We start from the raw sequence: 11,834 nt of genomic DNA, 5'->3' as shown, positions 1-11,834 counted from the left end.
ACCGGCCATCGGGGGCGGTGAACAGGCTGGTCACGGTTGTCCGGCGGGGCCCATGGCGCCGCTTGCGGAAGCTATTGTTCTGCCACGTTCGACGAGCGGCGTAACGGCAGCAGTGGAGGGGACAGTCGCATGAGCACCCTGAGCAGAGGCCCGGCGTGGGCCGACATCATGCCCAGGCCCAAGCCGCTGCTGCGTGTCTTCGCCGGGATCAGCGCCGTCCATCTGATCGGCCTGCTCGCCGGCCTCGACTGGCTGGACGACCTCACCAAGCCGCTGCTGATGCCCGCCCTCGCCGCCTACGCCGCCTCCCGCAAGGCGCCGCGGCTGCTGACGGCCGCGCTGCTGTGCGGCTGGGCCGGCGACGTCCTGCTGCAGTTCGGCTCGACCGTGCAGTTCCTCGCCGGCATGGGGTGCTTCGCCGCCGGGCACGTCTGCTACCTGCTGCTCTTCCGCGCCCGGCCCGGCCTGTGGGTCGCGGTCGGCTACGCCGTGGTGTGGGCGGGGCTCGTCGCCGCGCTGTGGACGGGGCTGGACGGCGCCCTGCGGATCCCCATCGGGCTCTACAGCCTGCTGCTCGCGGCGATGGCCTGCTGCGCCACCGAGCTGGGCCGCACCGCCGCGGCGGGCGGCGCGCTGTTCTTTGTCTCCGACGGGCTGATCGCCACCGACCTGGCGGACTGGCCGCAGCTGCCGCTGGCGTCGTTCTGGGTGATGGCCACCTATCTCGGTGCCCAGTACCTGCTGACGGACGGTGTGCTGCGGGAACAGCACACCGTCCGCCCTCAATCGGTGCAGCCGGTCACTTCCTGACGGCGTCCAGGGCGTCCACGATGCCCTCGCCGTAGAACCCGTTGCGGCTCTTGCCGCCGACGCAGACCGCGTCCGCGACGCCGTTGCCGTCCGTGTCGTAGAACTCGGGGCAGACCTGGTCGTTCGCCTGGGCCTTCAGCAGCACCTGGAGCTGGGCGCCGCCCAGCGCCGGGTGACTGCTTTTGATGAGCGCCGCCACCGCCGCCGCGTGCGGGCCGGCCATCGAGGTGCCCTGGAGGAAGCCGTACTGGCCGCCGGGCAGCGTCGACAGGATGCGCCCGTTCTTCGACGGGGTGTCGGCCGGGACCCGGCCGTCGCCGCCGGGGGCGGCGACGTCGATGACGCCGTTGCCGTACGACGAGTAGTACGACTTGCCGTTCAGCGGGCCCGTGGCGCTCACGGTGAGCACGCCGGGCAGCTGGGTCGGGATGTCGAGGCACACGTGCGGGTCGATGGTCCGGGGGAACGTGGTGCCGTCGTCGGGGCTCGAGGCGTCGACGATCGCGTCCGAGTCCAGGTCGTGGGAGGAGTTGCCCGCCGAGGCCACGTTCAGCACCCCCTTGCCCTGGGCGTACATCGAGGCCCGGCCGACCGCGTCGAGGATGGCGCGCTGGTCGGGGTCGTCCGGGCAGTTGTAGAGCCACGGGTCGATGTAGTAGCTGTTGTTGGTGATCTCCACGCCGTGATCGGCGGCGAAGACGAAGGCGCAGACCACCGACTCCGGGTAGAAGAGCTGGGTGTCGTCCTGCTGGGCGACCTTGATCGAGGCCACCTTGACGCCCGGTGCCACGCCGGCCACGCCGATGCCGTTGCGGGCGGCGGCGATCTCACCGGCGACATGGGTGCCGTGGTAGTGGCCGGCGTTCATCGGCCGCCAGGCGCCCGGGCTGGTGTCCGGCACACCCCCGACGCAGGACGCCGACTGGGACGCGGAGAAGTTCGCCGTCAGGTCCGGGTGGGTGTCGTCCACACCGGTGTCGACGACGGCGACGGTCACCTTGGAGCTGCCGGGGTTGATCCCCGAGGCCTGGTCGGCCTTGATCGCCCGCAGGTCCCACTGGTCCGCCTCGAGCGGCTCCTGCGCGGGCGTCGCCGCCGCGGCGGTACGGGCCCGCTGCGCGGCGTCGAGCTTCTGCGGCGCGCCGACCTCCGTGGTGCCGGCGGCCTGCAGCGGGGCGGTACGGGTGGCACCGGCCGACTGCACCCCGCGGACGGCGCGCATCCGCGCGGCGAAGTCAGGGTTGGCGGAGTGCACGACGATGACGCCGATCTTCCCGTACGCGATGACGACCTGTCCGTCGGCATCCTCGATCGCCCTGGACACCCGCGCGACGGTGCGGGCGTCCGGGGTGGTGTTCACGACATAGGCGAGGGTGCCCGCGGCCGCCGCCTCGGTGCCGGCGGCCGGGGCGGTCGCGGCCGATGCTGCCGCCGGCAGGAAGCCGAGCGACGCGGTGAGCGCCAGACCGAGCGACACCGCGAGCAGACGGCGGCGTCTCGAACCGGGATGAGTCATGGGATCTCCAGATCATCGGTGATTCCGCCCGCGGACGAGGTGCGCACCCGTGGGCGGGGACATGGCAAGGGAAGCTATCCCCGATCACCACCCCCGTTCAATACGCCACTTGGTGACAGATCAGCCGTGTCGGCACCAGGGGTACCGGCCGTCGCATTTGTAACATGCGCAAATCGTCATATCGGACAGGGATCGCCATAGAACGGCAGAAACCGCCCGAGTGCCGATCCGCCCCCAACGGACCAGGAGCCCACGTGAACACCGCACCACCGCAGCCGGGGAGCGCAGCCCCCGCCGCCATCCCCAGGCAGCCGGGGCCCGGACGCTACCGGGAGGTGCAGCGCAGCCCGGAGTTCGCGCGACTGCGCCACGCGCAGCGCTCGTTCGCCTTCCCGCTCACGCTCGCCTTCACCGGCTGGTACCTGCTGTACGTCCTGCTGTCCAACTACGCGGGCGGCCTGATGGCCCGTGAGCTCACCGGCCACGTCAACGTCGCCTTCGCGCTGGGCCTCGCCCAGTTCCTGACGACCTTTCTGATCGCCTGGTGGTACGCCCGCTACGCCGCGGCCCGCCTCGACCCGCGCGCCGAGGAGATCCGCGGGCGGATGGAGGGCGGCGCATGACCCCCGTCCCCCTGGCCGTGGACGCGCAGCAGCACCGGCCGCTCATCATCGGGCTGTTCTCCGTCTTCGTCCTGGCGACCCTGGCGATCACCGTGTGGGCGGGGCGCCGGACGAAGGACGCCACCGACTACTACGCGGGCGGACGGTCGTTCACCGGCTTCCAGAACGGTCTGGCGATCTCCGGCGACTACATGTCGGCGGCGTCCTTCCTCGGCATCGCCGGCGCCATCGCCCTGTTCGGGTACGACGGCCTCCTGTACTCCGTCGGCTTCCTGGTGGCGTGGCTGGTGGCCCTGCTGCTGGTCGCGGAACCGCTGCGCAACTCCGGCCGCTTCACCATGGGGGACGTACTGGCGTACCGGATGCGCCAGCGTCCCGTCCGTACCGCCGCCGGTGTGTCCACGATCGTGGTGTCGATCTTCTACCTGCTGGCCCAGATGGTCGGCGCCGGGGCGCTCGTCGCGCTGCTGCTCGGGGTCACGGGGGAGACGGGCAAGAACCTGATCGTCGTCCTGGTCGGCGTCATCATGATCCTCTACGTCACGGTCGGCGGCATGAAGGGCACCACGTGGGTGCAGATCGTCAAGGCGGCCCTGCTGATCGCGGGCGCCGTGCTGCTGACCGTGCTCGTCCTCCAGCGGTTCGGCTGGAGCGTCCCCGCGCTGCTGGACGCCGCCGCGCACCACAGCGGCACCGGGCGGGCGTTCCTGGAGCCCGGGCAGAAGTACGGGGCCACGGCCGTCTCGAAGCTCGACTTCGTCTCCCTGGGCCTCGCCCTGGTCCTGGGCACCGCCGGGCTGCCGCACATCCTCATCCGCTTCTACACGGTGCCGTCCGCGAAGGCCGCCCGGAAGTCCGTGCTGTGGGCGATCGGGATCATCGGCGGCTTCTATCTGATGACCATCGCCCTCGGCTTCGGCGCCGCCGCGCTGATCACCCGGGCCGACATCGTCGCCTCCAACCCGGCCGGCAACACCGCGGCACCACTGCTCGCCTGGCAGCTGGGCGGGGGAGAGGGCTCCCCGGGCGGGGCGATCCTGCTCGCCGTGATCTCCGCGGTCGCCTTCGCCACCATCCTCGCGGTCGTGGCCGGGCTGACGCTGGCCTCGTCGTCGTCCTTCGCCCACGACATCTACGCCAACGTCATCCGGCGCGGACAGGCCACCGAGCGCCAGGAGATCGCCGCGGCGCGGATCTCCGCGGTGGCCATCGGGGCGGTGGCGATCGGGCTGGGCATCTTCGCCGGGAAGCTGAACGTCGCGGGGCTGGTAGCGCTGGCGTTCGCCGTCGCGGCCTCCGCGAACCTCCCGGCCATCCTCTACAGCCTCTTCTGGCGGCGCTTCAACACCTCCGGGGCGCTGTGGTCGATCTACGGCGGGCTGTCGGTGTCGGTGCTGCTGGTGCTGTTCTCGCCGGTGGTGTCGGGGAAGCCGACGTCGATGTTCCCCGGGGTGGACTTCCACTGGTTCCCGCTGGAGAACCCCGGGCTGGTGTCGATCCCGGCGGGCTTCCTGCTGGGGTGGCTGGCGTCGGTGCTGACGCCGGTGGAGGACACGGACGGCGAGAAGTACGCGGAGCTGGAGGTACGGGCGCTCACGGGCGCGGGGGCGCACTGACCGCGATTCCATAATCCGGAATATAAATTCCACGTCCTACAGTTTGTCGGCGGCCTCGCGTAGGGTGGCGTCAGAGAGATCCAGCCGAGCGAGGGGCCGCCGCCATGCTGTTGGACACCTTCGGCCGACAGGCCACGGACCTGCGGGTCTCCCTGACCGACCGGTGCAATCTGCGCTGCACCTACTGCATGCCCGAGGAAGGGCTGCAGTGGCTGGCCAAGCCCGAGCTGCTCACGGACGACGAGATCGTCCGCCTGGTCCGTATCGCGGTCACCGATCTCGGCGTCACCGACGTGCGGTTCACCGGCGGCGAGCCCCTCCTGCGCCCCGGCCTGACGGGCATCGTCGAACGCTGCGCGGCCCTCGAGCCCCGCCCCCGGCTGTCGCTCACGACGAACGGCATCGGCCTGGAACGCACGGCGGCGGCCCTGCGCGCGTCGGGCCTGGACCGGGTGAACGTCTCGCTCGACACTCTGAGCCCCGAGGTCTTCCACCGCCTGACGCGCCGCAAGCGCCACGCGGACGTCCTGCGCGGCCTCGCGGCGGCGCGGGCGTCGGGCCTGGACCCGGTGAAGGTGAACACCGTCCTGATGCCCGGGGTGAACGACACCGAGGCCCCCGACCTCCTCGCCTGGGCCGTGGAGAACGGGTACGAGCTCCGCTTCATCGAGCAGATGCCCCTGGACGCGCAGCACGGCTGGCAGCGCGACGGCATGATCACCGCGGGCGACATCCTCACGTCCCTGCGCACCCGCTTCAGCCTCACGCCCGAACCGGACGAGGCCCGGGGCTCGGCCCCCGCGGAACGCTGGCTGGTGAACGGCGGCCCCCACCGCGTAGGCGTGATCGCCTCGGTCACCCGCCCCTTCTGCCGCGCCTGCGACCGCACCCGCCTCACGGCGGACGGCCAGATCCGCAACTGCCTCTTCGCCCGCGAGGAAACGGACCTCCGCGCCCTCCTCCGCTCGGACGCCTCCGACGAGGCGATCGCGACCCGCTGGCGCGAGGCGATGTGGGGCAAGAAGGCGGGCGCGGGCCTGGACAGCGAGGACTTCGTCCAGCCGGAGCGTCCTATGTCGGCGATCGGCGGCTGACCTATCAGCCTGTCCGGCGTTTGAGGACAAGGCGCGAAGCGCCGATACGGGGGTCCGGGGGCGGAGCCCCCGGGACGGCGACCCTACGGACGCCAGTCCGTGAACGCGACGACCTCCTTGAGGAACCCCCGAACCCCCAGGAACTGCTCCAGGTATTCCCGGTGTTCCCCACAGGCGAGCCACGTCTTCCGCCGCTCAGGCGTATGCACCTTCGGGTTGTTCCAGACAAGCACCCACGAGGCCGCCACCCGGCACCCCTTCGCGGAGCAGATCGCATCGTTCACAGGGGATGTCACACCCCCACCCTACGACCGTCCCGGACATGGCGACGCCGGGCAGCCACGGGGGGAGCCGCCCGGCGTCGGTCCGTCGCTCCGACGGGGGATGCGGAGCGCCTACGAAGTATGTCACGGAGCGGGGGGTTCGAGTCAGCAGAACGCCATGATTGATCTGAGGTTTTCTTGAGCTTTTGACAACTCAGCCGCTCAACGCGCCCCGGAATCACGACTGCTGCCGCCCGATTCCTCATCTTCCGGTACGCCTTCGGCCTGATCGTCCCCCCGGATCACCGGCCCCAGCGCCGGCCGCACCGGCACAGGAACAAATGGGGACGGACCAGAAGGAGCGTTCTCACGCCCGGCGTTAGCCGCGATCACGGCAACATAGGGCATGAACGTACCCAGCACCAGCGCCACCACAGCCACATAGCGCTCCACGTTCCACAACAGTGCCGCGGCCAGCACCGCGACACACCGCACGAGCATGGAGATCACGTAGCGCCGCTGGCGGCCGGCCACATCCTCGGCCAGCCCCTTGCGCGCCCCACTGATCGCGAAGACCTGGGGTCCGCCGCGCTTCCGTATCACGTTCCACCACCTGACGACTGGGTCTCCTCACCATACGTCGCCCTGCGCAAGGCGCCGAGAGCGGGTACGGCGACGCGACGGCCGCACCCGTGCACGCATCGTACGGACGTATCCGGCATGCGGCGTACCCGATTCGGGCGGACAGTGGAACGAACTGCGCGTAACGCGCCATAGGAGGCGACATGAGCTGGTTGTGGGCGATTCTGGTGGGCCTGGTGTTGGGCTTCATCGCCCGACTCATCCTGCCCGGCAAACAGAAGATCCCGATCTGGCTGACGATTGTCTGCGGCATCGTCGGCTCCCTGCTGGGCAACGCGGTCGCGGGCTGGATCGGTGTCGAGGAGACCTCGGGCATCGACTGGATCCGGCACCTCCTGGAGCTGGCGGGCGCGGTCCTGGCGGTGGCCGTGGGCGCACCGCTGTACGCGTCGCTGCGGGGCAACAAGAAGCACCGGAACCCCCCGCCCCAGCACTACTGAGTCGCGCAGGGGCCGGGCGGCGACGCGAGTCGCCCGCCCGGCCCCTGCGCAAGCGGGAGTCAGCCGACCTCGACCGCCGCCAGATTCCTCTTGCCGCGCCGCAGCAGCAGCCACCGCCCGTGCAGCAGCTCGTCCCGCGACGGGACGGCGTCCTCGGCGGCGACCTTCACGTTGTTCACGTAGGCGCCGCCCTCCTTCACCGTCCGCCGCGCCGCCGACTTGCTGGCCACCAGTCCGACCTCGGCGAACAGATCCACCACGAGGCCCAGCTCGGCGACCTTCACCCGCGGCAGCTCCGCCAGCGCCCCGGCCAGCGTCGCCTCGTCCAGCTCCGCCAGCTCACCCTGGCCGAACAGCGCCTTCGACGCGGCGATGACGGCCGCGCACTGCCCGGCCCCGTGCACCAGCGTCGTCAGCTCCTCGGCCAGCGCCCGCTGTGCGGCCCGCGCCTGCGGCCGCTCGGCGGTCTGCCGCTCCAGGTCCTCGATCTCCTCGCGGCTCCGGAAGCTGAAGGTCCGCAGGAAGTTCGCCACGTCGCGGTCGTCCGCGTTCAGCCAGAACTGGTAGAACGCGTACGGCGTGGTCATCTCCGGGTCGAGCCAGACCGTGCCGGACTCCGTCTTGCCGAACTTCGTGCCGTCCGCCTTGGTGATCAGCGGGGTGCCGATCGCGTGCACCACGGCCGTGGGGTCGACCCGGTGGATCAGGTCCGTGCCGGCCGTCAGATTGCCCCACTGGTCGCTGCCGCCGGTCTGCAGCGTGCAGCCGTGGCGCCTGTAGAGCTCCAGGAAGTCCATGCCCTGGAGGATCTGGTAGCTGAACTCCGTGTAGCTGATGCCCGCGTCGGAGTTGAGCCGCCGGGCGACGGCCTCCTTGGCGATCATCTTGTTCACCCGGAAGTGCTTGCCCATGTCCCGCAGGAAGTCGATCGCCGACAGCCCGGACGTCCAGTCCAGGTTGTTGACCATGACTGCCGCGTGCGGGCCCTCGAAGTCCAGCAGCGGCGCGATCTGGCCGCGCAGCCGCTCCACCCAGCCGGCGACGGTCTCGGGCGCGTTCAGCGTGCGCTCCGAGTTCGGCTTCGGGTCGCCGATCAGGCCCGTCGCCCCGCCGACCAGGCCCAGCGGGCGGTTGCCCGCCTGCTGGATCCGGCGCATGGTGAGGATCTGGACCAGGTTGCCGATGTGGAGGCTGGGCGCGGTCGGGTCGAAGCCGCAATAGAAGGTGACGGGACCGTCCGCGAACGCCTTGCGCAGTGCGTCCTCGTCAGTGGAGAGGGCGATGAGCCCGCGCCACTGCAGCTCGTCGACGATGTCCGTCACGATCTGTCTCTCCTCGGCTGTGGTGTACGGGCGCGCCGGCCGGCGCGCACCTCAGAGGGTACGCGCTCACCACCGGCGGCCCGACTGCATATCTCCGGGGGTAACCCCCGGACCCCCAGCCGGGGCGGGTGGCCGGCTGGATCCGGCGGGGTCAGACCCCCTTGCTGACCGAGCTCATGTTGAAGTCCGGCACCCGCACCGGCGGCATCGCCGCCCGGGTGAACCAGTCGCTCCACTCCCGGGGCAGCGTCGGCGCCGTTTGCCCCGCCTCTGCCGCGCGGCCGAGGAGGTCGACGGGGGACTCGTTGAAGCGGAAGTTGTTCACCGCGCCCGTGACCTCGCCGTTCTCCACCAGATACACCCCGTCCCGGGTCAGCCCGGTGAGCAGCAGTGTCGCCGGGTCGACCTCGCGGATGTACCACAGACACGTCAGCAGCAGCCCGCGCTCGGTGGCGGCGACCATCTCCTCCAGCGACTTCGTGCCGCCCGCCTCGAGGGTCAGGTTGTCGATCTCCGGCGTGACCGGCAGCCCCGTGAGCCCCGCCGAGAAGCGCGAGGACAGCAGATGCGTGAGCTCGCCGTCGCGGATCCAGTCCGTGGCGGTCAGCGGCAGCCCGTTGTCGAACACCGACGACTCCCCGCCGGAGGCGTGCGCCACCACGAACGGCGCGCACTCGATCCCGGGCGCCGCCGGGTCGCTGCGCAGGGTCAGCGGGAGGTCGGTCAGCTTCGTACCGATCTTCGTGCCGCCGCCGGGCCTGGAGAACACCGTCCGGCCCTCGTGGGCGTCCCGGGCGGACGCCGACCAGGTCAGGTACACCATCAGGTCCGCCACCGCGCTGGGCGGCAGCAGCGTCTCGTACCGCCCGGCGGGCAGCTCGATCTGCCGCTTCGCCCACGCCAGCCGCTGCGCGAGCTCGGCGTCCAGCTCCGCCGGGTCCACGTCGGTGAAGTCGCGCGTCGCGCGGCCCGCCCACGCGGACTTCGTACGGTCCGGGGACTTGGCGTTGAGCTCGAGGGTGCCGGTCGGCTGGTCGTGGCGCAGCCGCAGGCCGGTGGAGGTGCCGAGGTAGGTGGACGTCATCAGATGGTTCGCGAAGCCGTACAGCTCGTGTCCGGCGGCCCTGGCGTGCGCGAAGGTCTCGCCCAGCCGGGGGGCGAAGCCGCCGAAGACCTCGGAGGACGTCTCGGCGGGCGGCGCGGTGAAGTCGGGGGAGGCCGCGACCCCGGTGACCAGCGGTCCCGCGTCCTCCGCCGGCCCCGCGTCCCGGGCGGCCTGCTCGGCGGCGCGGACCAGGGGCTCCAGGTCGTCGGCGGTCACGGCGGTCCGGGACACCACGCCGGACGCGGTCCCCGAGGCGCCGTCGACGGTGGCGATCACGGTCAGGGTGCGGCCCCGGGTGACGCCGTTCGTGGTGAGGGCGTTGCCGGCCCAGCGCAGATTGGCGGTGGACTGCTCGTCGGCGATGACGACACAGCCGTCGGCGACGGACAGCTCGAGCGCCCGCTCGACGATCTCGTGCGGCTTCACGGGCGTCATCGTCCGGCCTCCTGAGTCGTGTTGAGAATATTGACGTTCCTGAAGAGCGCCGACGGGCACCCGTGCGACACCGCCGCGACCTGCCCTGGCTGGGCCTTGCCGCAGTTGAAGGCGCCGCCCAGGACGTACGTCTCCGGGCCGCCGACGGCCGACATCGACCCCCAGAAGTCCGTGGTCGTCGCCTGGTACGCGACGTCCTTCAGCTGACCGGCCAGTTTCCCGTTCTCGATCCGGAAGAAGCGCTGCCCCGTGAACTGGAAGTTGTAGCGCTGCATGTCGATGGACCACGACCGGTCCCCGACCACGTAGATCCCGCGCTCGACCTCCCCGATCAGCTCCTCGGTCGACGGCCCCTCGGGCGCGGGCTGCAGCGACACGTTCGCCATCCGCTGCACCGGCACATGGCCGGGGGAGTCCGCGAAGGCACACCCGTTCGACCGCTCGAAGCCGGTCAGCTTCGCGATCCGCCGGTCCAGCTGATACCCGACGAGCACCCCGTCCCGTACGAGATCCCAGGACTGCGCCGCCACACCCTCGTCGTCGTACCCGACGCTCGCCAGCCCGTGCTCGGCGGTCCGGTCACCGGTGACGTTCATCAGCCCCGACCCGTATTGCAGCTTCCCCAGCTGGTCGAACGTCGCGAACGAGGTCCCGGCGTACGCGGCCTCGTACCCGAGCGCCCGGTCGAGCTCCGTCGCGTGACCGATCGACTCGTGAATGGTCAGCCACAGGTTCGACGGATCGACGACCAGGTCGTACGTCCCCGCCTCGACGCCGGGCGCAGCCATCTTCTCCGCCAGCCACCCGGGGATCCGCGCGAGCTCGTCGTCCCAGTCCCATCCGGTGCCGGTCAGATACTCCCAGCCGCGTCCGACGGGCGGCGCGATCGTCCGCATCGAGTCGAACTCACCGGACTCGGCCACGGCCACGGCGGTCAGCTGCGGATGCAGCCGCACCCGCTGCTGGGTGGTGACGGTCCCGGCGGTGTCCGCGTAGAACTTGTTCTCCTGTACGGCCATCAGCGAGGCGTCCACATGATCGACGCCGTCGGCCCCCAGCAGCCGCCCGCTCCACTCACCGAGCAGGGCGATCTTCTCGGAGTCGGGCACCTCGAAGGGGTTGATCTCGTACGAGGACACCCACGTCTGCTCGGCATGCACCGGCTCCGCCGCCAGCTCCACGCGCTCGTCGGACCCGGCCGCCCGGATCACCTTCGCCGACAGCTGGGCCATGGCCACCGCCTGCGAGGCGACCTTGGCGGCCCCGTCCATGGTCAGGTCGACGCCGGACGCGAACCCCCACGCCCCGCCGTGCACGACCCGCACCGCGAACCCGAGGTCCGTCGTGTCGGACGACCCGGACAGCTTCGCATCCCGCAACCGCCACGAGGCGCTGCGCACCCGCTCCACCCGGAAGTCCGCGTGCTCCGCCCCCAGTGCCCGGGCCCGCGCGAGCGCGGCGTCCGCGAGGGCACGCAGGGGCAGGGCAAGGAACACTTCGTCGACACCACGACTGCCAACCGAATGGGCCACGGGCGAATCCCTCCGGACGTGATCAACAGGACTCCTACGGAAGGTAGTCAAACACGGAACTCGGCCGAGGGCTGCAGCTCTGTGCGGCGAGCGCCCGTGTGCCGTATCAGACCATTCGATTTGCAGCGATGGGCTGGCTTGTGCGTTGTGATCCTTGTAAGAACGATCTCCGTCTGATAGATAGATCGCCATACAGTGCCGGTAAGGGCCTTGGGGGGTCTCTGTGCGTGCGTTTCGCGCCGTTACGCTTGTTGTCGCTTTTGTCATGATCGCGCTAACAGGTCTTCAGGAAGCCGCGTTCGCACAGGAGGGAATGTCTTGAGTTTTGTGTATGCCCTTTCTTTGACGTCTTGGGGGTTTAGTTCTAGTTGGTCACTCGTTCGTGGCGAGGGGTAGTCCGTCGAGGTCGATTCGGTCGCCGTAGAAGCCGACGAGG

General features: G+C 70.6%; 11 protein-coding genes. 5 read left to right on the top strand and 6 right to left on the bottom strand.

Translation table 11 applies throughout. From position 1 onward, the window contains the following. Window positions 1-129 precede the first annotated feature (129 nt). Window positions 130-810 carry a lysoplasmalogenase gene (locus SRB5_RS12025; protein WP_407703909.1) on the top strand — a complete coding sequence of 227 codons (681 nt, stop codon included), beginning with the start codon at window positions 130-132 and terminating at the stop codon, window positions 808-810. Here SRB5_RS12025 and SRB5_RS12020 read toward each other — a convergent pair. Continuing rightward, the gene (locus SRB5_RS12020; RefSeq protein WP_153451758.1) at window positions 800-2,326 is read right to left on the bottom strand and encodes a S8 family peptidase; all 1,527 of its coding nucleotides are present in this window, start codon (window positions 2,324-2,326) and stop codon (window positions 800-802) included. The genes SRB5_RS12025 and SRB5_RS12020 overlap by 11 nt on opposite strands. 254 nt (window positions 2,327-2,580) lie before the next feature. Between SRB5_RS12020 and SRB5_RS36425 the strand changes: the two genes are divergently transcribed. From SRB5_RS36425 to moaA, 3 genes are all read left to right on the top strand, one after another. Beyond that, window positions 2,581-2,949, top strand: a complete 369-nt coding sequence (locus tag SRB5_RS36425; protein ID WP_407703908.1) for a DUF485 domain-containing protein — start codon at window positions 2,581-2,583, stop codon at window positions 2,947-2,949. Continuing rightward, a complete protein-coding gene (locus SRB5_RS12010) occupies window positions 2,946-4,565 on the top strand; it encodes a solute symporter family protein (protein ID WP_153451756.1) in 1,620 nt (539 codons plus the stop codon). The genes SRB5_RS36425 and SRB5_RS12010 overlap by 4 nt, the downstream gene beginning before the upstream one ends. A gap of 104 nt (window positions 4,566-4,669) precedes the next feature. Further along, a complete protein-coding gene (gene moaA / locus SRB5_RS12005; RefSeq protein ID WP_153451754.1) occupies window positions 4,670-5,659 on the top strand; it encodes a GTP 3',8-cyclase MoaA in 990 nt (329 codons plus the stop codon). 83 nt (window positions 5,660-5,742) lie between these two features. Here moaA and SRB5_RS12000 read toward each other — a convergent pair whose 3' ends face one another. Continuing rightward, window positions 5,743-5,955: a hypothetical protein gene (locus SRB5_RS12000; RefSeq protein ID WP_407703907.1), complete on the bottom strand. Its 213-nt coding sequence runs from the start codon at window positions 5,953-5,955 to the stop codon at window positions 5,743-5,745. A 189-nt stretch (window positions 5,956-6,144) separates the two neighbouring features. After that, entirely contained in the window at window positions 6,145-6,525 is a 381-nt protein-coding gene (locus SRB5_RS11995) for a DUF3099 domain-containing protein (protein ID WP_323377784.1), read from the bottom strand. A 182-nt stretch (window positions 6,526-6,707) separates the two neighbouring features. On the opposite strand from SRB5_RS11995, the gene SRB5_RS11990 reads away from it, so the two are divergent. Then, window positions 6,708-7,004 carry a GlsB/YeaQ/YmgE family stress response membrane protein gene (locus SRB5_RS11990; protein WP_153451753.1) on the top strand — a complete coding sequence of 99 codons (297 nt, stop codon included), beginning with the start codon at window positions 6,708-6,710 and terminating at the stop codon, window positions 7,002-7,004. Between the two features lie 59 nt (window positions 7,005-7,063). Here SRB5_RS11990 and tyrS read toward each other — a convergent pair whose 3' ends face one another. The 3 genes from tyrS to SRB5_RS11975 form a co-directional block, all read right to left on the bottom strand. Then, complete coding sequence (tyrS, locus tag SRB5_RS11985) at window positions 7,064-8,326, bottom strand: tyrosine--tRNA ligase (protein WP_323377783.1); 1,263 nt, start codon at window positions 8,324-8,326, stop codon at window positions 7,064-7,066. Between the two features lie 151 nt (window positions 8,327-8,477). Continuing rightward, complete coding sequence (locus tag SRB5_RS11980) at window positions 8,478-9,866, bottom strand: metallopeptidase TldD-related protein (RefSeq protein ID WP_153451751.1); 1,389 nt, start codon at window positions 9,864-9,866, stop codon at window positions 8,478-8,480. After that, window positions 9,863-11,398 carry a TldD/PmbA family protein gene (locus SRB5_RS11975; protein WP_323377782.1) on the bottom strand — a complete coding sequence of 512 codons (1,536 nt, stop codon included), beginning with the start codon at window positions 11,396-11,398 and terminating at the stop codon, window positions 9,863-9,865. Before SRB5_RS11975 ends, SRB5_RS11980 begins: the two co-directional genes overlap by 4 nt. Window positions 11,399-11,834: the final 436 nt, after the last annotated feature.

Source organism: Streptomyces smaragdinus, assembly GCF_009604385.1.
In the GTDB taxonomy this organism is placed as follows: Bacteria; Actinomycetota; Actinomycetes; order Streptomycetales; family Streptomycetaceae; genus Streptomyces; species Streptomyces smaragdinus.
Note: the sequence above shows the minus strand (reverse complement) of the source record. Positions and strands in the feature narration are given on the sequence as shown.